Source organism: uncultured Campylobacter sp. (assembly GCF_944323605.1).
Classification (GTDB): domain Bacteria; phylum Campylobacterota; class Campylobacteria; order Campylobacterales; family Campylobacteraceae; genus Campylobacter_D.
Window position 1 is genome coordinate 59,807 of record NZ_CALUTC010000002.1, and the last position, 25,799, is coordinate 85,605.

The following is a 25,799-nucleotide window of genomic DNA, read 5'->3' on the forward strand; positions in this document are numbered from 1 at the left end:
AGTTAAAGAAAGCTAAAAAAACTTAAAAAAATCTTAAATGGTGGCTCCGATTGGGCTCGAACCAACGACTTCCACCATGTCAAGGTGATACTCTACCAACTGAGTTACGGAACCAAAAAAAGCTAGGACTTAACCTAGCTTAAATTTTTATGCAAATTGAGCTTTTATTTGCTCTACCCAGTTGTTTATTCTTTCTTCAGTTAAATCTTCTTGATTGTCATTATCTAAGGCAAGACCAACAAATTTGCCATCAACTACGGCTTCACTAGCTTCATAGCTATATCCTTCTGTTGAAACTTGACCTACTAATTTAGCACCAGCTTTTTTGAAATTCTCAGCTAGTTTTCCCATAGCATTGCAATATGTATCAGAATAAGATTCGCTATCTCCCATACCAAAAACAGCCACGGTCTTTCCGTCTAGTTTTAAAGCTGAAAAATCAAAAGAATCCCAGTCATCTTGTAAATCTCCACTTCCCCAAGTAGATGAACCAACTATAAGCTTGTCGTATGAATTTATTTTAGCAGCATCTATGTCAGATATATTTAAAACATCGCTTATGCCAAGTTTTTCTGCTATTGTATTTGCAGCACCTTCTGTATTTCCCATAGAGCTTCCATAAATTACAGCAACAGACATTTCTAATCTCCTTAAATAAAATTTTTCTTAAATTTTGCATTCTATCATATTTTGTATAATATTTTCTTAAAATCACTGTAGCTTCTTGCAAACCTTACAAGAAAAATCTTTATCCAAGCCAAACACTTTGCAATATTCAGCATAAACGCAAGATACAGACCTTTTTGCACAAACTAAGGCTATTTTTCTCTTTTTAGCTTCGCTTTTTATCTTTTTCATTGTGTTATGGTTTAAGAAGCTAGTTAGCATAACTATGCACTCTGTATTTTTTGGTATAGGTTTTTTATTTACTCTATTTTCGTTTCTTGCGTCCCAATGCTTTATATCCTTAGCTCCCAAATTACTTAAAACAGCTTTTATAGAGGTTATATCGTCTGCTCCTATAACTAAAATTTGCATTTTTTCTCCTTATTAAAAGATTTTAATAATTGTTATTATAATATATAAAATATAAATTTATTTTGAAAGCAATTATTATTTTTATAAAAAATAATTTTATGTATTTTTATAAAATTCTTGACTTTTAAAAATTTTTTATATAGAATTACCGTTTATTTTTGTAGCTCGGGGTGTAGCGCAGTCTGGTTAGCGCACCTGGTTTGGGACCAGGGGGCCGAAAGTTCGAATCTTTTCACCCCGACCATTTTACTTAAAAATGGTGAGTGTAGCTCAGTCGGTTAGAGCATCAGATTGTGGTCCTGAGGGTCGTGGGTTCGATTCCCATCACTCACCCCAGTCGCGCTCGTAGCTCAACTGGATAGAGCAACAGACTTCGGATCTGTAGGTTATGGGTTCGATTCCTATCGGGCGCACCATTTTTAGCTTAAGCGCTCATAGCTCAGCTGGATAGAGCAACGGCCTTCTAAGCCGTAGGTCAGAGGTTCGAATCCTCTTGAGCGTACCATTTTGCGGATGTGGTGAAATTGGCAGACACGCCAGACTTAGGATCTGGTGCAGCAATGCGTGAAGGTTCAAGTCCTTTCATCCGCACCACTACTTAATAGCCTTTTAGAGGTTTAAATATTTTTCACAATAACTTCGAATTCTTTTTCGCTTTTTTCATCTTTTTTAACCAAGCTTACTATTATTATCATTAAAGACGCACATATAAAGCCCGGAACTATCTCGTAGATAGGGAAATTCAAAGCTTCTGCTAGGACATTTTTATAAAGTATAACAACTACAGCACCTGTTATCATACCTAAAATAGCTGCAAGTTTAGTCATTTTTTTCCAAAATAGTGAAAAAATCATAACAGAACCAAAACTAGCACCAAAACCAGCCCAAGCATAAGCTACTATACTTAAGATACTTGAATTTTTATCGGTAGAGATTAAAAAGGCTATTACCGCAACTATTAAAACACCTATTTTACCTAGTTTTAGCACTGTTGAATCTTGTGCATCTTGTCTAAAAACTCTTTTATAAAAATCTTCTGCTATGGTAGAGCTTGAAACTAGAAGTTGAGAACTAGCTGTGCTCATAATAGCTGCTAAAATAGCTGATAGTAAAATTCCAGCTATCCAAGGATTAAACAAAAGTTGAGACATAACTATAAAAATTCTTTCTGGATCTTGCAAAGTGAGATTAAATTTATTTACATACGCAACCCCAAGCACACCTATAAAGCAAGCTGCAATCAAGCAAATCGCCATCCAGCCTATCCCTATAACAGTCGCACTTGGTATATCTTTTGTAGATTTTATAGACATAAAACGCACCAAAATATGAGGCTGACCAAAATACCCAAGCCCCCAAGCAAGTGCTGAAATTATACCTAAGATAGAAACTCCTTCAAACCACTGTAATCTTTCCTTTGCAACGAAAGGTATATATTGCCAAGCGTTAAGAAGCGATATTAATTTATTATTGTCATTTGTTTGCAGTGCTTCTTCAAGTTTTTTTGCGAATTCTCGAGACGAAATAGAAACGCTTAAGTCATTGTTAAAAAGTGCTAATATATCGGCATTATTTTTAAGCTCATTTGAAAGCTTAGATGCGTTTATCATTCTATCTTGAGTATTTTGTAACTCTGTGATTAAGATTTGAATTTTATCTTTTGAGGAGTCTAAATTTTGCACTATATTTGGAACATCTTTTTGAATTTCTACTATTTTTTTGCTAGATTCATCAGAAAGTTTTACATATTTTGCAGCCTCGCTAAGACCACCAATATGCGTAAGCATAACAATAGGCACTACAACAAGGGCTAAAAGCATAAGTAAGCCTTGTATCATATCCGTCCAACACACTGCTTTATATCCACCAAAAAATGTATAGGCTACTATTATCACTGTTCCTGTTGTAAGTGCGTAAGAATACTTTATACCAAATACTTCTTCAAACAATTTTGCCCCACTTACCAGTCCAGATGAAACATAAAATGTAAAAAATATTAGTATAACAATAGCACATATAATCCTTAGTATATGCTTATCATCGCTAAATCTTTTTTCAAAATAATCGGGTATGGTTAGGGAATTTGATGCGATTCCTGTATAAATTCTAAGTCTTTTTGCTACAAAAATCCAGTTTAAAGTAGCACCAATAGTTAAGCCTATAGCTATATAGCTATCAACAAAACCGCTGACATATAATGCTCCTGGTAAGCCCATTAATAACCAGCCACTCATATCAGAAGCCCCAGCACTAAGTGCTGATATAGCAGGACCCATAGATCTAGCACCTAAAAAATAGTCCTCTGTGCTTTTGTTTTGTCTATAAAAATAAAAACCTATAAAGAGCATTAAAGCCGAATAGGCAACAAACATTATCGCAATAGGTGTATTTATGCTTACAACTTCCATTTTTTTCTCCTTTTATTTTTTTAAAGCACGAATCCCTAAATTTCCATATCTGTGATACGATATGCTTAGAGATTTTTCATTATGATAAAACAATAACTCAAAACGACCGTTTAAAATCGGCTTATCTCTTATGATGATTTTAGCCAAAGAAGCAGCTTTTATGTAAATTTCATCATCTACACTAGGTTTTGCGTGATAGCGAATTCTCTCATACTCATCTATCTTAGCCACAAAGTCTTCAAGTTTTTCTTTTATAAAACTAGCGTTTAAATTTAGCTTTTCGCAAACTTCTTTTGCCTTTGTTATGTTTTCGTTTTCATCAAAACTTATAAGAAGCTTTATTTTTAATATACTAGCTGCTAAACTTACCCCTAAAATATCTTGCAAATTATCCTCTTTACACACTCTAAAGGCTAAATTTTTTATCTTTGTGTAAGAAAATAAATTTTCTTCCCCTCTAATGCCAACATAATCCTTAGATAAACAAAATTCGTTTTGGTAGTGATAAACATAAGATTTTGCCATCAAAGTAAGCTTGTTTATACAATCTTTATCATCTAAATTTATATTTTCCAGTGCTTTTGTAAGCTCATTTTCTAGCAAATTTTCATCTGCATTATCTTGGCTTATGTCTAAAAACTGTGTTATATAATTGTAAATTCCTACCTTTCTACCAAAGCCAATAGCGGATTTTTTAACCCCTCCAAAAGGCTGACGCAAAACTATAGCACCTGTTGTAGGCTTGTTTATATAAATATTTCCAGCTTCTATGTGAGTGTGAAAGTATTCCCATTCTCTTTCATCAAGGCTTTCAAAACCAGCGGTTAGTCCGTATCCTGTCGAATTTACTATCTCAATCGCTTCTTTTAAGTTTTTTGCTTTCATTACTGTTAAAATTGGTGCAAAAAGCTCTGTCATATGGGTGAAATCGCCTTTTTTTGTGCCATATTTTATTCCCGGAGTCATTAAATGCTTGTTATTGTTTATAAATTTAGGTTTTAAAGCCCATTCTTCATAAGTTTCAAGCTCATCAAGTGCTTTTTGAACTTTAGAATCTATGTTGTCACAAAGTGCGGCTATTTTGTTTTTAAATTCAAAAGGAGAGCCAACAGACATAGATGAAGCCGCATCTACGAGAGTCTTTTTAAACTCTTCATCTTCATACACCTCCTCTTCAAGCACAAGCAATGAGGTTGCAGAGCATTTTTGACCAGAATTTGAAAAAGCGGAGTGAATGATATTTTTAATCGCACTATCTCTATCAGCAAATTTAGAAACTATAGTAGCGTTTTTGCCACCTGTTTCAGCACTTAAAAGAAGTGTAGGATTTGCATCTAGCATTTTGTAAACAGTCTCTTCTCCTCCCGTAAGTATAGAAAATTTTATCGATTCATCTTTAAGTAGATATTTTGATATATCGCTACCTTTTGATGGTAGAAAAATAAGTGCGTCTTTTGGAATTCCAGCTTCCCAAAGGCATTCGCAAATCATATATCCGGTTAGAGTTGATAAAGAGGAAGGCTTATAAATGACTACATTTCCTGCTGCTAATGGTGCTACTATAGTGCCTACAGAAATTCCTACAGGAAAATTCCAAGGAGCTATAGTTACGCCTATGCCTTTTGGAGAGAATTTTGTTTGCGGGTTTTGCTCTCTTAGCTTTTGTAATGAATGTGGATAAAATTCAGTAAAATCAATGGCTTCGCTAACTTCAGGATCAATTTCTAAAAAAGTTTTGCCAACCTCTAAGGCTGCAATGCCTATCAAATCTCCTCTTTTCTCTCTCATTATTTTAGCTGCCTTAGCTAGAATTTGATGTATTTCATCAAAGCTTTTTTCTTTAAATTTGGATTTTTTAGCTACCTCAAGTGCTAATTTTATCTCTTTTTCACCGGCTAAATAAGCCTTGCCTATGAGTTGGTTTTTTATCTTGTCTCTTACTTCTATGTAGTTTAAATTTTCATCTTTTATTTGTTTTTCTATAAGCGGATAAACATCATACTTGCTTAAATTTTCATATTTTTCTTTGATTTTTTTAGCCCAAATTCTATTTTGTGGCAAGATAAAATCCGTATCGCTTTCGTTTTGAAATTTTTTGCTTTCATACGAGCTTTTTATATTTTGTTCTTTGTTTCTGTCTTGTTTTCTGTGGGTTGTGTTGTCTAGCGTTTTAATGCCTTCTAGTGATTTTAAGAAAATTTCTTTTTGAATTTCCCAGTTATTATCTCCTACTTTTAAGTTGAAAAAATAACGCATAAAATTATCTTCGCTAGTGTTTTCATCAAGCCTTCTTACTAGATATGCTATAGCATTGTTAAAATGTGCTTCATCGCAAACTGGTGCGTAAAGTATTAAGTTGTGAATTTTAGATAATTCATAAGAACACTGCAAACTCATGCCTTCAAGCATTTCAAAAGTAAAGCTTTCAAGTGCATTTGCCTCCTTGATTCTAGTGTAAGCATAAGCTATTTCAAAGATGTTATGGCTTGCTATGCCTATGTTTATGTATTTATAATTATCATCTTTTAGTATGAAATCAAGCATTTTGTTGTAATTGCTATCTGTATCCACTTTTTTGTAAAAGGTAGGAAGTTCCCAAGCTCTTTGACTAGCTATTGTTTCTTCACTTTCCATATTTGCACCTTTTACAAAGCGGATTTTTATAGGTTTCATTCCCTTTAAAACCCTTTCTTTTGAAAAGGCAAATAGCTTTTTAAGATATTCGTAAGAATCTGGTATATAAGCTTGTAAGACAATACCGGCTTTTATATTAAATTTACTAAGACTTTCCATAAAAGCAGCAACTGTTAGCTCTAGGTCTCTAAATTCCTCCATATCAAGATTTATGAATTTTTCAACCCCTTGCTTTTTTTCCTCCTCTTGTGCTAAGGCATACAGATGATCTAGCCTTTTTACCACCTCATCTTTTGAGTATTCAAAGTCTATTATATTGATTTGTGAAAAAATAGTGGTGATTTTTATAGAAATGTAAGTTATATAGCTTGATTTTAAAGCTTCCTCGTATTTTTTTATCCTTATTTTACTTTCGGCTTCTCCTAAAACCTCTTCTCCTATTAAATTTACATTCAGCGTGATTTTATCCTCTGTTTTTCTCTTTTCTATGTGAGGTTTTAAAAAATTTTCATTGGCATCTAAAACCATAGCACTCGTATCTTTCCTAAGATGAGACACGAAAAATGGCACCGATATACTAGGTGCAAGGCGACCAAAATTTAAAAATACAAAAAGTAAAAATTTTTCAAAGCTAGTAAAAAAATCAGCTATACCAAATTTACGCAAAGTGTATTCTATAAATTCAAAACTTGCTTTTTTGTCTTTACATCGAAATGATCTGTCTAGAAGCTCTATAAGCATAACTTTATTTTCAGGATTGTTAAGCAGTTTTTGCATTTTACTGTGAAAATTTTTCTCGTTTTCACTTATATTTTGCACTATTTTTTCTTGCAAATTTTTTGCAAATTCTAAGCTATCTTGGACTATTTTATCCATTTTAAGTTCTCCTAATGGTTTTAATCATTTTTTATTATACACAAGTTTTATTCAAAGTAAAAAATGTAACAAAGATTATTTTAACTGTTTGTGGAATGTATTTCTTGCTTTGTAGTGAAAACATAGCTTTTTTAGGCAGTTTATCTTATTAAGCTAGGTAAAAAAAATGTATTATTTGTGTTTCAAAATGTAACAGTTTTAATCATAAAGTTCTGGATAATATCTTTTGAATCTTTTATGAAAGAAAAAATACTCATCAGGTTTAAATTTTATCATATTTTCAAGGCATTTTGCCTGGTATTTTGTAAGCTCTTCTATGGAGTGTTCTTTTGCGTCCATTTCTTTAAAATGTTTTATGCAGTATCTATCATCATCTATTTGGTAAATAAAAACAGGCACGATAAGTGCAGCACTTTTCTTAGCTATGATGCTTGCTCCACTTATAAAATTTACATCTTTGTCAAAAAATTTTATTTTCAAGGCTTCATTATCGCTTACATCTTGATCGCTTAAAATTCCTAAAACTCTATCATCTCTTAAAGCCTTTAACATAGCCTTTGCACCGCCTTTTTTGTCTATTAACTCCACATCAAATTTTGAGCGATTTTTTGAAACAATCTTATCCATAACATTACTATCTAATGTTCTCATAACTATTGATATTTTTTTAAATAAAGCAGAGTAAAAGCTTGGTAAAAGTTCCCAGTTTCCATAATGTGCAGTTGTAAAAATAAGCTTTCTTCCGCAAAAAGAAATTCTTTTAAAATCATCAAAATTTTCCACAGCTACTTTTTTTTCTAACTGCTCTTTATCTATATTTTCATTTGCTAAAAAATCAAATCCAAATTTGGCAAAAGATTTATATATGTTTAATGAAATTTCATCTCTTTCCTTTTTGTCTTTTTGGGGAAAGCACACGCTTAAGTTTGTGTCTATTATTTTTCTATGTTTTTTGTTTAGCTTAAAGCTTGTTGTTGCTATTAAATTTGCTAGTATTTTTATAGATTTTTTAGGCAAAATTTTAAAAATAGTTTTTAAAATATAATAAAGCCCTAGATATAAAATATCACTTTTTCTCATCTAAAAAACCTTTTATTTTCGCAAAAATTTCATTTTCATCTATATCCTCTATGCAAAAATCACTCTTATCAAGTCTTGTAGCGTCTATTTCTTTATTTGCGTTTATTGTAAAATTTATCTTAGTTTCATAAGCATTTCTTTTGCTAGGTGTTGCACCAAAGACAGTAAGCGAAGGCTTGTTTAAGGCAAAGGCTAGATGTGTTGGACCACTATCGTTTCCAAGCACAAAAGAACTTAGCTTGGTGATTGAAATTAATTCTTGCAGACTAAGCTGTTTGCACAGTTTAACATTATCCTCATCTTTGCAAAATTCAAGCACAAAACAGGCGAAATCTCTTTCCTTGTCGCAGCCAAAACATAGCAAAAAATCATAGTCTAAATAGCTAGAAGCTAGCTTTTTACAGAGCTTAGCCATTCTTTTTTTTGGATAGATTTTATTTTCTACACTAGAGCCACAGTGTATTAAAAAAATCTTTTTATCATCACTTAAAGACAAATCAGCTTTTAATTTCGCTTCTAACTTTTCATCACTTATGAAGCAGGGTTTTTTATTTAGCAGAAATTCTCTTATATCAATTTTCAAATTTAAAGCAAAACAAAGCAAGCTAAGATTTCTTTCATAAATATTTGTATTATAAGAAATGTTTAGTTTATTTTTATAAAAAATACTTGCTAGACTTTCTTTTATGCTATATTTATCAAAGCCATAATTTTTTTTTGAAAGCAAGGCACTTAAAATAGCAGATTTTACAAGACCTTGCATATCTATTACAAAATCATAGTGATTTTTCCTAGCCTCAAAAGCTATTTTTAGGCTTTTTAAAATTTTTTTCTCTTTTAGCGGTAAGGTGTATAGTTTATCTATAAGATGGTGGTTTAAGAGTATATTTTTAAATTTTTCATCTATAAAATAATGAATTTTAGCATTTTTAAATTTTTCTTTTATGAGCTGCAAGATAACAGTGCTTTGTATTATATCTCCAAGTGCTGAAAGTCTTATTATGGCTATTTTCATTTTATTTACTTACCTTGTAATTTTGGCTATGATTTTAACAAAATTTTATTTACTAAAAGGATAAAAATGAAAAAAAATGAGGGCTATATTTGCGTATTTGATTGTGAAAGTATAATAGATGTCGAGCTTGTAAGAAAGCTTTATGGCTTTGATGGAGATGATTATGAAGTATCTAAGCAAATGCTAAAAGCATATAAAGATGAGAATGATACAGAGTTTTTACCCCTGCCATTTCACAAAATAGTAAGCATTTGTGCCACTCTTTGCGACAGTTTTGCCTCCTTTATAAAGGTTGATAAAATATCAGGTGATGATGAAAAAACCTTAATATCAAATTTCTTTAAGATAATAGAAGATTACGAACCAAGATTAGTTAGTTTTAATGGCAAAAATTATGATATGCCCTTATTGGTATTAAGAGCTTTAAAATACAACATAAAAGCAAGTGCTTATTTAAGTCAAGAAGATAAATGGAATAACTACAAAACAAGATATAGCGAGATAAAACACTGTGATTTGTTAGAATCTTTAGGGGCGTTTTCTTTAAAAGGCTTAAAGCTTGATACTATTTGTTCTATGGCAAATTTGCCCGGAAAATATGATGTAAATGGCTCTGATGTTCTTAGTCTTTACTATGAAAATCAACTCGAAAAGATACATGAATATTGTGAAAGTGATACCTTAAATACTTATATGCTTTTTTTAAAATATGAACTTATAAAAGGAAATTTAAACGATAGCGATTACAAGCATTATTTAGGGCTTATGAGCGAATATCTAAGCTCTCACAAAAAGCACAGAGCATACAGCGATATTTTTATAAAAGCTTGTGAAAAAGAGCTTTTGGCTTAATTATTGATTAGCAAAGATAAGGTAAAATTCTAAATATTAAAGGAGGGATAATGAAGATTTTATTAACAGGTGGAGCAGGGTATATAGGTTCTCATACCTTAAAACAATTTTTAGAAACAGATAATGAAATAGTAGTTTTAGACAATCTATCAAAGGGAAGCGAGATAAGCATAAAAGATTTGCAAAAATTAAGAGAATTTAACTTTGTTAAAATGGATTTAAATGACTTTGATGGAGTTAAAAAGCTTTTTAAAGAGCAAAAATTCGAAGCAGTAGTGCATTTTGCTGCTAGTATAGAGGTTTTTGAAAGTATGCAAAATCCATTAAAATACTATATGAATAATACAGTTAATACTACAAATTTAATACAAACTTGTCTAGAAAATGGCACAAATAAATTTATTTTTTCATCTACAGCTGCGACTTATGGTGAGCCAGAAAATCCTGTTGTTAGTGAAACTAGCGAATTAAAACCAATAAATCCTTACGGAAGGTCTAAGCTTATGAGTGAAGAGGTTTTAAGGGATGCAAGTATGGCAAATCCTAGCTTTAAGCACTGTATTTTAAGATATTTTAATGTAGCCGGGGCTTGTAATACTTACGGCATAGGACAAAGATACCCAAAAGCTACATTGCTTACTAAGGTAGCTGCCGAGTGTGCGGCACATAAAAGAGAAAAACTTTTCATTTTCGGAGATGATTACGATACAAGAGATGGCACTTGTATAAGAGATTATATACATGTTGATGATATCTCAAGCGCACATTTAGCGGCTCTTGAATACCTAAAAGATAATGAAAGTGATGTTTTTAATGTAGGTTACGGACACGGTTTCAGCGTGAAAGAGGTTATAGACGCGATGAAAAAGGTTAGTGGTGTTGATTTTAAGGTTGAAAATGCTCCTAGAAGAGCAGGAGATCCTAGCGTTTTGATTTCTGATGCAAGTAAGATTAGAAAAAAGACTTCTTGGAAGCCAAAATACGATGATTTAGAACTGATTTGCAATAGTGCTTATAAGTGGGAAAAGCAGTGTTAAAAAAACTTTTTTTCGTGTTAAGCAAGCAAGATAAGAGATTTTTATTTTTCTTGCTTTTATTTTCTATATTTGTATCTTTTATAGAAAGTTTTGCTATAAGCCTTATAATGCCTTTTGTCTCTTTGGCTAGCAATTTTTCTTATTTTTCAAGCAATGCTTATCTTATGTCTTTGCTTAATTTTTTTTCATTAAGCCCTTATGAATTTGTGGTATATCTAGGCTTTGTTTTGATTGTATTTTACGTTTTTAGAGCGGTTTTAAATGGAATTTATTTTCATCTTTTAGCTAAATTTTCAAAAGGTAGATACCACCTTTTTGCACTTAGGGTTTTTAAAAAATATTTTTCTTTAAATTATGAAGATTTTACTTATCAAAACAAATCAGAACTTGTTAAAACTATAAGCCACGAAGCGTATAATTTAAGCACAATGCTTGCTTCATTTTTACTTATGCTTAGTGAAATTTTTGTAGTTTTTCTTATATATCTTTTAATGCTTTTTGTTGATTATAAAATAACTCTATTTTTAAGCGGGTTTTTGCTGGTAAATGCTCTTATATTAGTAAAAATACTGTCTCCTATGATAAAAAAAGCCGGCGTAAAAAGAGAAAAGGCTATGAAAGATTTTTTCGAAACTGTTGAGACAAATTTAAGTAATTTTAAATTTATAAAATTAAGAGCAAAGGAAAAAGATGTAACTAAACTTTTTGACTCACAAAGCCTAGATTTCTCAAAGGCAAATATAACGAGTGAAAGCGTAAATGCTATGCCTAGAATTTTTTTAGAAGCTGTTGGCTTTTGTGTTTTGATATTTATAGTTATACTACTCATAATGCAAGAAAAAAGCGATATATCAAATGCTTTGGCTATGATATCTATGTTTGTCTTAGCACTTTATAGGCTTATGCCAAGTGCGAATCGCATTATCACGAGCTATCACGACTTGCTTTATTACCGTTCTTCTTTGGATATTATTTATAATGCTTTGCAAAGTAAAGACGAGAGCTTAAAAGATGAAAAAATAAGTTTTAAAGAAAAAATAGAATTAAAAAACATAAGTTTTGCTTACAAAGACAAGGCTCTTCTTTTTGAGAATTTAAATTTTGTTATTAAAAAGGGCGAAAAAATAGCTCTTGTAGGAGAAAGCGGAGGCGGTAAAAGCACCTTGCTTGACTTGCTATGCTCTCTTTTAAAGCCAAGCAAAGGAGAGCTTTTAATAGACGGCAAATTATTAAACGAAAATAATTGCAAAGACTTTAGGCAAAAGATAGGCTACATACCGCAGCAAATTTATCTTTTTAATGATAGCATAGCAAGCAATGTAGCATTTTGCGAAGATATAGATGAAAATAAGGTTAAAAAAGTTTTAGAACAAGCAAATTTAAAAGATTTTATCTCTTCTTTAAAAGATGGAATTTATACAAAGGTAGGAGACGGAGGAAACAATCTAAGCGGAGGGCAAAAACAGAGAATAGCCATAGCAAGAGCACTTTATAATGATCCTGAAATTTTAGTTCTTGATGAGGCTACATCAGCTTTAGACGATAAAAGCGAGGAAAAAATAATGAATGAAATTTATAGTATTAGTAGGGATAAAACATTAATCATTATAGCCCACCGTTTAAGCACTATAAGAAATTGCGATAAGGTTTATCGACTTTCTAAAGGAAAAATTACAGTGGAAAAAGAATGAAAATAAGTTTTATAATAGCTACTTTAAATGCTGGTGGTGCTGAACGGGTTTGTGTTTCTTTTGCCAATGAACTTTGTAAAGAACATAATGTAAGTATAGTTAAATTTCACAAGGAAAATAGCTTTTATGAACTTGATGAAAGAGTGTCTGTAAAAACATTAAAGCAGTTTAGCTTTAACAGTTTATACAATAAAATAGCAAGTAGGATAAAAAAATTTTTAGCTTTAAGAAAGGCTTTAAAAGATGAGAAAAGCGATGTTTATGTCTCTTTTTTAGACAGCACAAACATAGCTTGTATAATAGCAAATATAGGCTTGAATAAGCCTTTGATTATATGCGAACATAGCTCACAATCTTATCTAAAATCAAAAATTTGGCGTTTTTTAAGAAGGCTTACTTACCCTTACGCAAAGCTTTTGACTGTTTTATCTAATGAAGATAAGATTTATTATGAAAAATTTGTAAAAGATGTTAGAGTGCTTTTAAATCCCTGCCATTTTAGCACACAAAATATACAAAAATCTAAAAAGGAAAATTTAGTTCTTTTTGTTGGCAGGCTAGATGAAAATAAAAATGCAAAAATGTTTTTAAAAGCTGTAGCAAATTTAGATGAAAATCTTAGAAAAGATTATGATTTTGTTGTGGCTGGAGATGGAGAGCTTAGAGAATATTTAGAAAATTTAGCAAAAGATTTAAAGATAAATGTAAAATTTCTAGGTAAGGTTTCTGAAATTTCAAAGCTTTACAAAAAAGCTAAGGTGCTTTGTTTATGCTCTTTTGTAGAGGGTTTGCCAACTGTTCTCATAGAAAGTCTTTATTTTGATGTAGCAAGGATTAGCACTAGATATAAGGGCAATTTAGACGATTTGATAGAGGATAAAAAGGACGGTTTGCTGGTAAAAACAGATGATTTTATCTCTTTAAGCAAAGCCTTATCTAGTCTGCTTTTAGATGAAAAACTACTTTTGCAAATTTTAGAGAATGCAGAAAAAAGAAAACAAAGCTTTGATACAAAAGTCTTAAGTGATAGACTTTTGTCTTTTATAAAGGAAGTGCAAAAATGAAACCTTTTTTATCTGTTTTAATCAGCACTTATAATAGAAGCACCCTTTTGCAAAAAGCCATTTTAAGTGTCTTAAAGCAAGATTTTAAAGATTTAGAAATTATCATAAGCGATGATAATTCAAGCGATGATACGAAAAATGTAGTAAATAAGCTTATGGCTGAAGATGAGAGGATAAAATTTGTAACAAATACAAAATACAAAAAAGGACCAAATGGAAACAAAAACAATGCTTTAGATAACGCTAGTGGCGAATTTGTTATGTTTTTAGATGATGATGATGAGTTATTAGACGGTGCTACTTTATCTTTGGTTGATAAAGCAAAGCTTGGATATTCACATATTTTTGGAAACTGTTTGATAGAGGAAAATGGCAAGTTAAAACAAGAATTTAGCGGCAAGGGTTTAGACAAGGAACAAGAGGTAAGCAAAAAGGATTTTTTACTTGGAAAATTTTATGGTGAATTTTTGTCTATATTTAAAAGAAGCTTACTTGATGATAAAAGATTTAATGATGAATTTTACGGCAATGAAGCTGTTTTATGGGTAAATTTATACAAAGAAAAAAGTCTTTATATACACAAGGCTTTAAGAATTTATAGGATAAATAGAAATGACAGTGTTACAAAAGGTGCTTATAATAATGCAAATAGAGTATATCTTGGCTATTTAGAACTTGCTAAAATTTTAGAAAAAGAATTACAAAGCGATAAGGATTATAAAAAAACTTGTGCGATTTATTATAAAATGGCAGCTTATTATGCAAAATTAGCTAAAATGTATAAAGAAATGTTTTACTGTATTTTTAAAAGCATAAAGATAAGCCCAAATTTACCAGCCTTTTTGCTTTTACTTGTAAGCTTTTTGCCAAATACAATTATAGCTTTTTTATCAAAAATAAGAGTGAGAATGAAATGCAAAAACTAGCTATCTTTATATATTCTTTGGGTTCTGGCGGTGCTGAAAGAGTGGTTGCAACCTTGCTTCCTACTTTAAATTTACACTTTGATACTCATTTGATTTTAATGTCTGAAAAAATTTCTTATGATATTAAAGACACGAAAATTCATTTTTTAGAGCAGTCAAAAGCAGATGAAAATGCAATATTAAAATTTATCAAACTTCCTTTTTTAGCCTTTAAATATAAAAAACTTTGTGAAGAATTAGACATAAATACACAATTTGTTTTCTTAAATAGACCAAATTATATAGCCCTTTTGGCTAGGATTTTTGGTTTAAAATCAAGACTTATTATAAATGAATGCACCACTCCAAGCGTTATGTATAAAAAACCGTCTCTAACATCTTTTATAAACAAATTTTTAATAAAAATGCTTTATAATAAGGCTGATTTAATTCTTGCAAATTCACAAGGAAATAAAGAGGATTTGCTTAAAAATTTTAAGGTAGATGAGATTAAATGTAAAATTTTATATAACGCTATAGATTTAGACGGTATAGAGGAAAAGGCAAAAGAAAATATAGACTTTAAAGAACCTTTTATACTAACGGTTGGTAGGCTTGACAAAGGAAAGAATCACAGCCTTTTGATAAGAGCTTATTCTAAACTTGATACAAAGTTAAAACTGTGTATATTAGGTGAGGGGGTTTTAAAAGATAGTTTAGAGCAGCTTATAAGGGATTTAAATTTAGAAGATAAGGTTTTTTTATTAGGATTTGATAAAAATCCTTATAAGTATATGAGCAAGTGTGAATTTTTTGCTTTTGCTTCATCTTTTGAGGGTTTTTCTAATGTTCTTATAGAAAGCTTGGCTTGTTCTTGTGCTGTTGTTTGCACGGATCATCAAAGTGGGGCTAAAGAATTATTTAAAGATAATGAATTTGGACTATTGGTTAAAGTTAATGATGAGAAATCTATGTTTGAAGGGCTTAAAACTATGCTAGAAAATAGCGAATTAAGAAGCACTTACAAACAAAAGGCTAAATTTAGAGCTAAAGATTTTGATAAAACAAAGATAGCAAAAGAAGCTCTGGCATTTTTAAAGGATTAGGTGATTATGTATATCAGGAAAGATACTAAGAAATTTTTATTTTTACTTTTTGTAGCTTACTGTTTTTCCGTTATTTGTAGATTTTATTGGATTTATTGGGCTTCATCTTTTGAAGAGTTTTTTTTCAATAATCAACTTATGATAGTTTCAAATGACGGATATGCCTTTGCTGAAGGTGCTAGAGATATGATAGCTGGTTTTCATCAAGAAAACGATCTTTCTTATTATGGCAGCTCTTTATCCACTCTTACATATATATTATACAAGATATTGCCGTTTAGTTTTGAAACGATAATCTTATATATGAGCGTTTTTTTATCCTCTTTGATAGTTATCCCGATAATGCTTATAGCAAATGAATACAAATTAGGCTTTGGAGGGTTTTTAGCAGCCCTTTTAGCTTCAGTGGCAAATAGCTATTATAATCGCACTATGGCAGGATATTATGATACTGATATGTTGGCTATAGTTTTGCCTTGTTTTATAGTATTTTTTATGATAAGGCTTATACTTAAAAAAGACTTGTATTCTTTGTTATTCTTGCCATTTTTTACTATGTTTTATCTTTGGTATTATCCTTCTTCTTATACTCTTGTTGTGGCTTTGATAGGATTGTTTTTTATATACAATCTCATTTACCATAGAAAAGAAAGCTTGATATATATGGCAACTATTTTTATGTTGATTTCTATATCTTCTTTTGCTTGGTATTACGAGCTTTGCATTATAGCTATTTTATTTGCCTTATTTGTGCTTAAAAATGAATATTTTAAAGCTAAATTTATAGCCTTACTTGGTTTTTTGGCTGTATTATTTTTGCTTTTAAGTGGGGGGCTTGATCCTATACTTTATCAGTTAAATTTTTATATTTTTAGAAGCGATATTTCATCAAGCCTAGCACAGGGCTTTGCTTATTTTAATGTAAATTTAACCATACAAGAAGTAGGGGATATAGATCTTTCTTTATTTATGCAAAGGATAAGTGCTAGTGAATTAGCTTTTATATGCTCTTTTATAGGGCTTATATTGCTTTTAAGAGAGCATAAAAGCTTTGTTTTGGCTATTCCTATGTTGGTCTTAGGTTTTTTAGCCTTAAGAGGTGGGCTTAGATTTACCATTTATGCCGTGCCTGTTATGGCTCTTGGCTTTGCTTGTTTTTATAATTATATAAGTGCCTATTTTCAAAATTTAAAACTAAAGGGCAAAGAAATTCGTTTTTATTTGATACTATGTGCTGTTTCTTTTGTGATTTTTACAGTGCTTTGTATATTTTTTGAAAGTGCTTTTTTGTTTGAATTTGCCGTGCTTTTTATCTTCTTATTTTTTATAATATATTTTATAAGGGATAAATTAAAATTAAAATTTGCACTCTTACTTTGTGCTGTATATGTGTCTTTATTCTTTGCTATCAAGCATATATACGAATACAAAGCCCCAACAGTTTTTTCAAACATAGAAACTAAGACCTTAAATTCTTTGAAAAATATTGCAAATAGAGAAGATTATGTGATAGCTTGGTGGGATTATGGCTATCCTATAAGATATTATTCTGATGTGAAAACTTTAGCCGATGGTGGCAAACATTTAGGCAAAGATAACTTTTTCCCTTCCTTTGTTTTAAGCAAAGACGAAATTTCAGCTGCGAATATGGCAAGACTTAGTGTAGAATACACAGAAAAGAATTTTAAAACCCCATATCCTGATATATTACAAGCTATGATGAAGGATTATAATCAAAGCAATGAAATTTTATTTTTCAATGAAATATCTAAAAAAAGCTTTGATTTTAAGGGAGATAGAACAAGAGATGTGTTTATATATATGCCAGAAAGAATGTCTGGTATTTTTTCAACAGTAGCTTCTTTTTCAAATATTGATTTAAACACAGGAGAGATAAATTCTCCATTTTTCTTTTCCTCTGCATATGTTCTTGGAAGAAGCGAATCAAGCATCATACTTAGCAATGGTATATCAATTTCAAACGATTTAACAAGAGTTACTATAAATGGAGTGGAAAATTTTATAAATACCTTCGTTGAGGTTATATCTATAAGAGATGCGATTTATAATATAAGAAAAATAGATGATAACTCAAAAATATATATGTTTTTTATAAACCCATCTCATTTTTTGATAATGGATAAAACAATGTTTGAAAGTGCTTATGTGCAAATGTTTTATCTAAGCAAGTATGATAAAGACCTTTTCGAGCTTGTTATAAATGATGCAAATTCTAAAGTTTTTAAGGTAAAAAGGTAGATGAAAATAGCTTTTTTAAGCCACAGTGCAATGAGTGTTTATCATTTTAGAATGCCTATAATTAAGGCTCTTTTAGCTAAAAATCACGAGGTGTTAATATTAGTGCCAGATGATGAATACTCAAAAAGACTTAAAGCTGATGGCTTAACTGTGATAAATTATGAGCTTCAACGCTCTTCTATAAATCCTTTTGTTGTGTTTAAAAATTTCTTAAGTCTTAAAAAGCTTTTGACTTCTTTAAATTTAGACGCTATTCAAACTTCAGCCCATAAAAGCAATACCTTTGGCATTATAGCAGCTTTTTTTGCTGGTATTAAATTTCGCTTTGCTTTAGTTGAAGGTCTTGGCTCATTTTATATAGACAATGATTTTAAAAGTAAGCTCGTAAGATTAAATATAAATTTATTATACAAACTTTCTTTTAAACTAGCTACAAAATTTATATTTGTAAATGATAGCGACTGTGTATTTATGAAAAAATTAGGTTTAAAATGCGAAAAAATTTGCGTTATAAAATCAGTTGGTATAAATTTAAAGCATTTTTTTCCTCAAACGATACCAGATGAGTTAAAATATAAATTCTTAAAAGAACACAAACTTTGTAATAAACCTATAGTTTTAATGGTAGCAAGAGCCCTTTGGCATAAGGGTGTTAAAGAATTTTATGAAGCGGCTGAGATCTTAAAAGATAAGGCAAATTTTATTTTAATAGGTGGCGTAGATGATAACAAATCCTGTGCCCCGCTTAGTTTTTTGCAAAATGGTTTTGTAAAATATTTAGGTCAAAAAGACGATATTGCTTATTATCTAAATTTATGTGATATTTTTGTTTTGCCAAGTTATAAAGAGGGTTTTCCACGCACAGTTTTGGAAGCAAAAGCTTGTGAAAAGGCTTGTGTAGTAAGTGATTGCGATGGTTGTGTGGAGGCTATTAAAAACGGCTTTGATGGACTTTATTGTAAAAAAGCTTGTAGTGCTGATTTGGCTGAAAAAATATCTTTATTATTAGATGATGAAAAATTGAGGGCAAATTTAGCTAAAAATGCCTTTAAGGACGCTCAGAAATATGATGAAAATTTGATAGCAAAAAAATACCTAAAAACATATGAGGAAAGCGGTTTGTATGTATAAGAACTTTTTTAAACGAATTTTAGATTTTTTATTTTCTTTGTTTTTAATCATAATACTTTCGCCGTTAATGATTGTAGTGGCGATTACACTTAAGATAATTCAAGGCTCTGTTTTATTTAAGCAAGAAAGACCGGGCTTAAATGCTAAAATTTTTACTATTTATAAATTTAAGACTATGAGCGATGAAAAAGATGAAAATGGAAATTTGCTCCCAGATGAATTTCGTTTAAAGCCTTTTGGTAAGCTTGTGAGAAGTCTTAGCTTGGACGAATTACCACAGCTATTTAATGTTTTAAAGGGAGATATGAGCTTTATAGGTCCAAGACCTCTTTTAGTAGAATACCTAGAGCTTTACAATGAAGAACAAAAACATAGACACGATGTAAGAGGAGGCATAACAGGCTGGGCTCAGGTAAATGGTAGAAACGATATATCGTGGGCTAAAAAATTTGAACTTGATTTGTATTATGTTAAACACTGCTCTTTTTTACTTGATTTAAAAATATTTTTTTTAACCATTGCAAAGGTTATAAAAAGAAGTGGAGTAAATAAAACAGGAAGTGCTACTACGGTGAAATTTAATGGCAGAAACTAAGAAAATTTATATCTATGGCTGTGGTGGGCACGGTTTAGTTTGTGCTGATGTGGCTATTTTAAATGGTTATGATGAGGTTATTTTTGTTGATGATGAAGGCACAAAGGGGCTTAAATTTAGCAAAGACTTGCCTAAATTTGATATATTTGTAGCTATAGGTGCAAACAATATAAGACAAAACATATACCAAAAGGTGCTACAATATGGTTTTAATTTGGTAAATTTAATACACCCAAGTGCTATCATAAGCCCAAGTGCTACGATAGAACAAGCAGGTATTTTAATAATGCCAGCTGTAGTCGTAAATGCAAGGGCTAGGGTAGAAAAAGGAGCTATTTTAAATAGCTCTTGTGTGGTAGAACACGAATGCGTAGTAGGCGAGTTTTCGCATATAAGCGTTGGTGCTAAGTTAGCTGGAAATGTTAGTCTTGGAAAAAGAAATTTTTTGGGTATAAATTCTGCCATTTTGCCAAATTTGACCTTGGTTGATGACTGCATTTTGGGTGGTGGAGCCTTACTTGCTACAAGTTTGCAAGAAAGTGGGGTTTATGTGGGAGTTCCTGCTAGAAAGATAAAGGAGAAGTTATGAGATATTTGCTGTCGGCACCGCATATGAGTGGCAAAGAACAAGAATACATAAAAGAAGTTTTTAAAAGCAATTTTATAGCTCCTTTGGGAGAATTTGTAGATAAATTTGAAGATAGTATAAAACAATACACAAAAAGCAAAAATGCTCTTGCGTTAAATTCTGGCACAGCCGCTTTGCACTTAGCTTTAAGAGTTAGTGGTGTAAAAGAAGGAGATATTGTTTTAGCTTCTAGTTTTACCTTCATAGCTTCAGTAGCTCCTATAAGATATCTAAAGGCAAAACCGGTTTTTATCGATTGTGATGAGACTTACGGCATAGATCCTTCTTTACTCAAAAAAGCAATAAATGAAAGCGAAAAAAAACCAAAAGCTTTGATTTTAACTCATCTTTATGGAAACAGTGCAAAGATGAAAGAGATAATTAATCTTTGCAAAGAAAATGATATAGTATTGATAGAGGACGCAGCAGAAGCTCTTGGCTCTTTTTATGATAAAAAATCGCTCGGCACTTTCGGCACTTTTGGAGTTTATTCATTTAATGGAAATAAGATTATCACAACTTCAGGCGGGGGTATGCTAGTTAGTGATGATGAAAAAGCCTTGCAAAAAGCTAGGTTTTACAGCACTCAAGCAAGAGAAAAATGTCTTCATTATGAGCATTTAGATTACGGATACAACTACCGCTTAAGCAATGTTTTAGGTGCTATAGGGGTAGCACAAATGGAAATTTTAGAAGAAAGAGTTAAGAAAAAAAGGCAAATATACGAATGGTATAAAGAATTTTTAGATGGCTATCTTAATTTTTTTGATGAACTTGCTAATTCTAGGTCAAATAGGTGGCTTAGCACAGCTACGATTGATTTTTCAGAAAAAGATTTATTTAAATTTGAAAAAAAAGAGTATGCTAGTGCTGTTGATGTTAAGATAAATCCTAAAATACAAAAGATTATCAAGGATTTAAAAGATAATGACATAGAAAGCAGACCTATGTGGAAAGCTATGCATTTGCAAAAAGTATTTGAAGGTGAATTAGCTTATTTAAATTCAAATTCACAAGGTTTTTTTGAAAACGGGATATGCCTTCCTAGCTCAACAGTTATGCAAAAAGATGATGTAAAACTTGTTAGCGAGATAATTATAAAAAGTATTGGATAATGTATGCTAAGACTTTCTTTTAAGAGCAAAAGGTTTATATTTTTTTTATTTTTTGATATATGTCTTATAGCTTTTTCTTTGCTTTTGTCTTTTTATTTAAGATTTGATTTGTCTATACCGCCTTATTTTCATTCTGGTATGATTAAATCCTTTTTTATCTTGCTTTTACTTAAAATTTCCTTTTTATATATGTTTGGGATTTATAGGGTTGCTTGGAGATTTTTTTCTTTAAATGAGGCTAGAAAAATTTTTATAGCTTTGTTTTTATCGTCCCTAGCTTTTACTGTGATTTTTTATATTTTTTCTGACTTTTTTAATCCTTTCCCAAGAAGTGTTATAGGCATAGACTTTGTTTTATCCTGCCTTTTTATAGGTAGTTTGAGAATTTCAAAAAGAATGTTTATGGATTTTAGAAAGTCTAAATTTGAAAGTGAGGCTTTGCCTTGTGTTATAGTTGGTGCTACGTCAAAAGCTTTACATCTTTTAAAAGGTGCAAAGGAAGGTAGCTTGGAGCTTTTTCCTGTAGGTGTTGTGGATATGAGAAAAGAGCTTATAGGCTCTCAATGTGATAAATTTTTAGTTAGAGATTTAAAGGCTTTAAAAGAGTATTCCCAAAATGGCACAAAAACAGCTATCATAGCATTTAAAAAACTATCTCAAAAAAGACTTAAAGAGCTTTTTGATGAGCTTGTATCCTACGGTATGAGTGATATAAAAATTTTTTCATTCACTCAAAATGAAGCCAGAGACATAAGCATAGAAGATTTATTGGCTAGAAAACCAAAGGATTTAGATAGCGAAGCTGTTGCAAAATTTTTGCAAGGCAAAACTGTTTTAGTCAGTGGAGCTGGTGGAACGATAGGCTCTGAACTTTGTAAGCAATGTATGAAATTCGGGGCAAAATATTTAATAATGCTAGATCATAGCGAATACAATCTTTATAAAATCAACGATGATTTAAGTGAATACAAAGACAAAATAGAGCCTGTTTTGATGAGTATTTTAGATGAAAAAGATTTAGATGAGGTGCTTAAAAAATACAATATAGACCTTATACTGCACGCAGCTGCTTATAAACACGTGCCTTTGTGCGAACAAAACCCTCATTCAGCAGTTGCAAATAATATCTTAGGGACAAAAATTCTATGTGATTTAGCTAAGAAAAATGGTGTTAAAAAATTTGTTATGATTAGCACTGATAAAGCGGTAAGACCTACTAATATAATGGGCTGCTCTAAAAGAGTGTGTGAAATTTATACATTGAATTCTAGTGATGAGAATTTTGAAGTCGCATCTGTGCGTTTTGGTAATGTGCTTGGTTCAAGCGGTAGTGTTATACCTAAATTTAAAGCACAGATAGAAGCTAATGAAGCTTTGACTGTAACTCATCCAGATATAGTGCGTTATTTTATGCTTGTTGATGAGGCTGTTCAGCTTGTTTTGCAAGCTGCTGCCATTGCAAAAGGCGGCGAGCTTTTTGTGCTTGATATGGGAGAGCCTGTTAAGATAATGGATTTGGCTAAAAAAATGCTAACTCTTTCTAATAAACCTGAATTAGAGATAAAAATTAGCGGTCTTAGAAGAGGGGAAAAGCTATATGAAGAGCTTTTAATAAATGAAGATGATTTGAAAACGCAATACGAAAGTATTTTTATAAGCAAAAATGACAGTTATGACCTAAAACTTTTAAATGAACAAATACAAAAGCTTTTAAATAGCGATGATGTGGCTAGTATCTTAAAAGAAATAGTACCAGAATTTAATCACAACAAAAACGGTGTCTAGATATTGGAACTAAATTTGCTTGTGTTAGTAAGCAAATTTAGGAGATTAGTATGATAAATTCTGTTAAAAATTCTGCGAATTTACAATTTGATATAAAAATAAAAGAAAAAAATAAAAACGCTGATGAATTTCAAGCTATTTTAAAAGATATAAAGCAAAAAGAGTTAAGCAAAACAGAAGAAGCTAAAAGCGATTTAGATATAGCAGATATTAGGGTTAAATTTGAAAATTACGCACAGAGTAAATTTTATATAGATTCCTTGAAAAAAGAGCAAGATGAAAAAATACAAAATTTGCTTACTTTATTGGATAAAAAATAAAAGAATCAGTATAAATAATGTTACAAAAATGGTATTTTTTTTAAAAAACTTCTAAAGATATATTTTTAAAAGCTAAATTTTGTTAGCATTTTATTATATTTTATAAGAAGTTGTTATGAGTAAGAATCAAAGAATTTCAAGTGACGTTATTTATGATTATGTTATCAATGCCATAAAAGAAGGTAAGTTAAAGCCAAAAGATAGGATAAAAGAACAAGATTTAGCCCTTGAAACAGGTCTTAGCAGGACGCCTATCAGAGAAGCACTAGGCATTTTACTTAATGAAGGCATTTTAACTCAAGATGGAAAAAAAGGTTTGGTTGTTGCTGGACTTGATTTGGTTTCAATCACAAAGCTTTATGAAATGAGAGAGCTTTTAGAAGGTGAAGCAGCAAGACTTGCCACATTTTTTGCCTCTAAGGTTGAAATAGAAATTTTATATAACATAGTTAATTCCCAAAAAAAATTAAATGATATTCAAAGCTTAAGAGCTAATAATATTTTATTCCACGAAACTATTTTTAGATGTTCTAATAACAACTATCTACTTAAAACTATGCAAAATTTAGATAAATCACTGATTTTACTTGGTGAAAGCACTTTAGCTAAGCCTCAAAGATGCAAAGAAGCTTTTAATGAGCATTTTCAAATAGTTAATGCTATAGAGAAAAAAGATGAAAAGATGGCAATGGATTTAGCAAAATTTCATATAAGACAAGCTTATAAGGTAAGGCTTGAGAGGATTTTATCCTAAGTAGCTTTTATATATTTTTAAAATTACTTAGAGTGCAAAAGCACCCTAAGTTTAGCCAAGCCAGAATAAGTCTGAAAACTCGTTAAAATTCATTTTTTCTAAGCTTTTTTGATCTTCGCAAATTTTTATGATATTTTCACATTGTTTTGGGCTTAGTCTTGTGGCTAGATTAGCCTTAAATTTAGCCACTAAAACAGGTATGCCTTCTTTTCTTCTTCTTTTATGTCCTATTGGGTATTCAACCTCTATTTTTTGGGTTTTAGAGCCATCTTTAAAGAAAACTTGAACTGCATTTGCTATGCTTCTTTTATCGCTTTCTAAGTATTCTTTTGTGTATCTATCATCAACCTCAACCACCATTTTTGCTCTTAAAGAATCTATCCTGCTATCTTTTGCTACCTCGTCCTCATAATCATCAGCAACAAGGCGTCCAAAGATAAGAGGTACAGCTACCATATACTGAATGCAGTGATCTCTGTCTGCTGGATTTGCTAACTCTCCTACCTTATTTATTATCCTATGTCCTGATTCTTGAGTTGTGATGACTATCTTTTCTATCTCATCAAGCCTGTCTTTAACTTCATTATGTAGTTTTAATGCCGCTTCTACCGCTGTTTGAGCGTGAAATTCAGCAGGAAATGAAATTTTAAACAAAACATTTTCCATAACATAAGAGGCAAATTCTTGCGGTATGCTTAGTTTTTGTCCCTTCATTTTTACATCTTCATATCCCCAAAATTTAGCACTTAAAGCCGAAGGATAGCCCATTTCTCCGCTTTTTGCCTTAAGGGCTAAATCAACTCCCCTGCTTGAGGCATCTCCTGCTGCCCAACTTTTTCTACTACCTGTATTTGGTGCGTGTCTGTATGTCCTTAATGCACCTCCGTCTATAAATGCATTTGATACAGCATTTCTAATTTCTTCGAAATTACAACCTAAAAGTTTAGCAGATACCGCTGTGCTAGCTATTCTAACTAGCAAAACATGGTCAAGTCCTACCTTGTTAAAACAATTATCAAGAGCTAAAATCCCTTGAATTTCGTGTGCTTTTATCATAGCTTTTAGCACACACGATACTTTAAGCGGCTCTTTTCCTTCGCTTATGTTTTTTCTACTTACATAATCAGCCACAGCCCAAATAGCCCCTAGATTATCGCTAGGGTGTCCCCATTCAGCTGCAAGCCAAGTGTCATTAAAATCAAGCCATCTAACCATAGCTCCCACATTAAAAGCTCCTCTAATAGGCTCTAGCTGATATGATGTTCCAGGCACTTTAGCTCCAAGTGGTCTAAATTCCGCCCCTTCTACACTAGGTCCTAAAAGCTTAGTGCAAGCTGGATACTTAAGTGCTAAAAGCCCACATCCTATAGTATCCATTAAACAGTATCTAGCAGTTTCTAAGGCTAAATCGCTTTTTATTTCATACTCATCTGCATACTTTGCTATTTTTGTTAAAAGCTCATCAAATTCTGGTCTTTTTGCTTCTAAAATTCCCATATCACTCAT

21 protein-coding genes and 6 tRNA genes are annotated in these 25,799 nt (G+C 31.2%); 19 read left to right on the top strand and 8 right to left on the bottom strand.

Annotated elements, in window-relative coordinates:
• Positions 1 to 38: 38 nt before the first annotated feature.
• The 3 genes from Q0J35_RS02000 to Q0J35_RS02010 all read right to left on the bottom strand — a co-directional run bounded on the left by Q0J35_RS02000 (position 39) and on the right by Q0J35_RS02010 (position 1,038).
• Positions 39 to 114: transfer RNA gene (locus tag Q0J35_RS02000), tRNA-Val, on the bottom strand.
• A 33-nt stretch (positions 115 to 147) separates the two neighbouring features.
• On the bottom strand, positions 148 to 639 hold the full coding sequence (fldA, locus tag Q0J35_RS02005) for a flavodoxin FldA (protein ID WP_297192878.1): 492 nt from the start codon (positions 637 to 639) through the stop codon (positions 148 to 150).
• 72 nt (positions 640 to 711) lie between these two features.
• Positions 712 to 1,038 carry a DUF2325 domain-containing protein gene (locus Q0J35_RS02010; RefSeq protein WP_297192879.1) on the bottom strand — a complete coding sequence of 109 codons (327 nt, stop codon included), beginning with the start codon at positions 1,036 to 1,038 and terminating at the stop codon, positions 712 to 714.
• Positions 1,039 to 1,204: 166 nt separating this feature from the next.
• Between Q0J35_RS02010 and Q0J35_RS02015 the strand changes: the two genes are divergently transcribed.
• The 5 genes from Q0J35_RS02015 (at position 1,205) to Q0J35_RS02035 (ending at position 1,632) form a co-directional block, all read left to right on the top strand.
• Positions 1,205 to 1,282 (top strand) — tRNA-Pro (locus Q0J35_RS02015).
• Between the two features lie 15 nt (positions 1,283 to 1,297).
• Positions 1,298 to 1,374 (top strand) — tRNA-His (locus Q0J35_RS02020).
• Between the two features lie 3 nt (positions 1,375 to 1,377).
• Positions 1,378 to 1,454, top strand: a tRNA-Arg gene (locus Q0J35_RS02025).
• Positions 1,455 to 1,466: 12 nt separating this feature from the next.
• Positions 1,467 to 1,543, top strand: a tRNA-Arg gene (locus Q0J35_RS02030).
• A 4-nt stretch (positions 1,544 to 1,547) separates the two neighbouring features.
• A tRNA-Leu gene (locus Q0J35_RS02035) sits at positions 1,548 to 1,632 on the top strand.
• Positions 1,633 to 1,655: 23 nt separating this feature from the next.
• Here Q0J35_RS02035 and Q0J35_RS02040 read toward each other — a convergent pair.
• The 4 genes from Q0J35_RS02040 to waaC form a co-directional block, all read right to left on the bottom strand.
• A complete protein-coding gene (locus Q0J35_RS02040) occupies positions 1,656 to 3,446 on the bottom strand; it encodes a sodium:proline symporter (protein WP_297192880.1) in 1,791 nt (596 codons plus the stop codon).
• A gap of 12 nt (positions 3,447 to 3,458) precedes the next feature.
• On the bottom strand, positions 3,459 to 6,947 hold the full coding sequence (locus Q0J35_RS02045; protein ID WP_297192968.1) for a proline dehydrogenase family protein: 3,489 nt from the start codon (positions 6,945 to 6,947) through the stop codon (positions 3,459 to 3,461).
• A gap of 207 nt (positions 6,948 to 7,154) precedes the next feature.
• The gene (locus tag Q0J35_RS02050) at positions 7,155 to 8,036 is read right to left on the bottom strand and encodes a lipid A biosynthesis lauroyl acyltransferase (protein WP_297192881.1); all 882 of its coding nucleotides are present in this window, start codon (positions 8,034 to 8,036) and stop codon (positions 7,155 to 7,157) included.
• Positions 8,023 to 9,051 carry a lipopolysaccharide heptosyltransferase I gene (gene waaC / locus Q0J35_RS02055; RefSeq protein ID WP_297192882.1) on the bottom strand — a complete coding sequence of 343 codons (1,029 nt, stop codon included), beginning with the start codon at positions 9,049 to 9,051 and terminating at the stop codon, positions 8,023 to 8,025. Before waaC ends, Q0J35_RS02050 begins: the two co-directional genes overlap by 14 nt.
• Before the next feature lie 66 nt (positions 9,052 to 9,117).
• Here waaC and Q0J35_RS02060 point away from each other — a divergent pair, with 66 nt between their 5' ends.
• The 14 genes from Q0J35_RS02060 to Q0J35_RS02125 all read left to right on the top strand — a co-directional run bounded on the left by Q0J35_RS02060 (position 9,118) and on the right by Q0J35_RS02125 (position 24,293).
• On the top strand, positions 9,118 to 9,903 hold the full coding sequence (locus Q0J35_RS02060) for a 3'-5' exonuclease (RefSeq protein WP_297192883.1): 786 nt from the start codon (positions 9,118 to 9,120) through the stop codon (positions 9,901 to 9,903).
• 50 nt (positions 9,904 to 9,953) lie between these two features.
• Entirely contained in the window at positions 9,954 to 10,940 is a 987-nt protein-coding gene (gene galE / locus Q0J35_RS02065) for a UDP-glucose 4-epimerase GalE (RefSeq protein WP_286005621.1), read from the top strand.
• Positions 10,934 to 12,631 (top strand): ABC transporter ATP-binding protein, encoded by a 1,698-nt coding sequence (locus tag Q0J35_RS02070; RefSeq protein WP_297192884.1) that lies wholly within the window; start codon positions 10,934 to 10,936, stop codon positions 12,629 to 12,631. The genes galE and Q0J35_RS02070 overlap by 7 nt, the downstream gene beginning before the upstream one ends.
• Positions 12,628 to 13,695 (top strand): glycosyltransferase, encoded by a 1,068-nt coding sequence (locus Q0J35_RS02075; RefSeq protein ID WP_297192885.1) that lies wholly within the window; start codon positions 12,628 to 12,630, stop codon positions 13,693 to 13,695. Before Q0J35_RS02070 ends, Q0J35_RS02075 begins: the two co-directional genes overlap by 4 nt.
• Positions 13,692 to 14,621 (top strand): glycosyltransferase family 2 protein, encoded by a 930-nt coding sequence (locus Q0J35_RS02080; RefSeq protein WP_297192886.1) that lies wholly within the window; start codon positions 13,692 to 13,694, stop codon positions 14,619 to 14,621. Before Q0J35_RS02075 ends, Q0J35_RS02080 begins: the two co-directional genes overlap by 4 nt.
• On the top strand, positions 14,609 to 15,706 hold the full coding sequence (locus Q0J35_RS02085; RefSeq protein WP_297192887.1) for a glycosyltransferase: 1,098 nt from the start codon (positions 14,609 to 14,611) through the stop codon (positions 15,704 to 15,706). Before Q0J35_RS02080 ends, Q0J35_RS02085 begins: the two co-directional genes overlap by 13 nt.
• Positions 15,707 to 15,712: 6 nt before the next feature.
• On the top strand, positions 15,713 to 17,965 hold the full coding sequence (locus Q0J35_RS02090; protein ID WP_297192888.1) for an STT3 domain-containing protein: 2,253 nt from the start codon (positions 15,713 to 15,715) through the stop codon (positions 17,963 to 17,965).
• On the top strand, positions 17,966 to 19,096 hold the full coding sequence (locus Q0J35_RS02095) for a glycosyltransferase family 4 protein (protein WP_297192889.1): 1,131 nt from the start codon (positions 17,966 to 17,968) through the stop codon (positions 19,094 to 19,096).
• Complete coding sequence (gene pglC / locus Q0J35_RS02100; RefSeq protein ID WP_297192890.1) at positions 19,089 to 19,691, top strand: undecaprenyl phosphate N,N'-diacetylbacillosamine 1-phosphate transferase; 603 nt, start codon at positions 19,089 to 19,091, stop codon at positions 19,689 to 19,691. The genes Q0J35_RS02095 and pglC overlap by 8 nt, the downstream gene beginning before the upstream one ends.
• Positions 19,678 to 20,280, top strand: a complete 603-nt coding sequence (locus Q0J35_RS02105) for an acetyltransferase (RefSeq protein WP_297192891.1) — start codon at positions 19,678 to 19,680, stop codon at positions 20,278 to 20,280. Before pglC ends, Q0J35_RS02105 begins: the two co-directional genes overlap by 14 nt.
• Entirely contained in the window at positions 20,277 to 21,434 is a 1,158-nt protein-coding gene (locus Q0J35_RS02110; protein WP_297192892.1) for an aminotransferase class V-fold PLP-dependent enzyme, read from the top strand. The genes Q0J35_RS02105 and Q0J35_RS02110 overlap by 4 nt, the downstream gene beginning before the upstream one ends.
• 3 nt (positions 21,435 to 21,437) lie before the next feature.
• Entirely contained in the window at positions 21,438 to 23,219 is a 1,782-nt protein-coding gene (gene pglF, locus Q0J35_RS02115) for a UDP-N-acetylglucosamine 4,6-dehydratase (configuration-retaining) (RefSeq protein ID WP_297192893.1), read from the top strand.
• A 50-nt stretch (positions 23,220 to 23,269) separates the two neighbouring features.
• Positions 23,270 to 23,539, top strand: a complete 270-nt coding sequence (locus Q0J35_RS02120; RefSeq protein WP_297192894.1) for a hypothetical protein — start codon at positions 23,270 to 23,272, stop codon at positions 23,537 to 23,539.
• A gap of 115 nt (positions 23,540 to 23,654) precedes the next feature.
• On the top strand, positions 23,655 to 24,293 hold the full coding sequence (locus Q0J35_RS02125) for a GntR family transcriptional regulator (protein WP_297192895.1): 639 nt from the start codon (positions 23,655 to 23,657) through the stop codon (positions 24,291 to 24,293).
• Positions 24,294 to 24,344: 51 nt separating this feature from the next.
• Here Q0J35_RS02125 and prpD read toward each other — a convergent pair whose 3' ends face one another.
• A complete protein-coding gene (gene prpD, locus Q0J35_RS02130) occupies positions 24,345 to 25,799 on the bottom strand; it encodes a 2-methylcitrate dehydratase (protein ID WP_297192896.1) in 1,455 nt (484 codons plus the stop codon).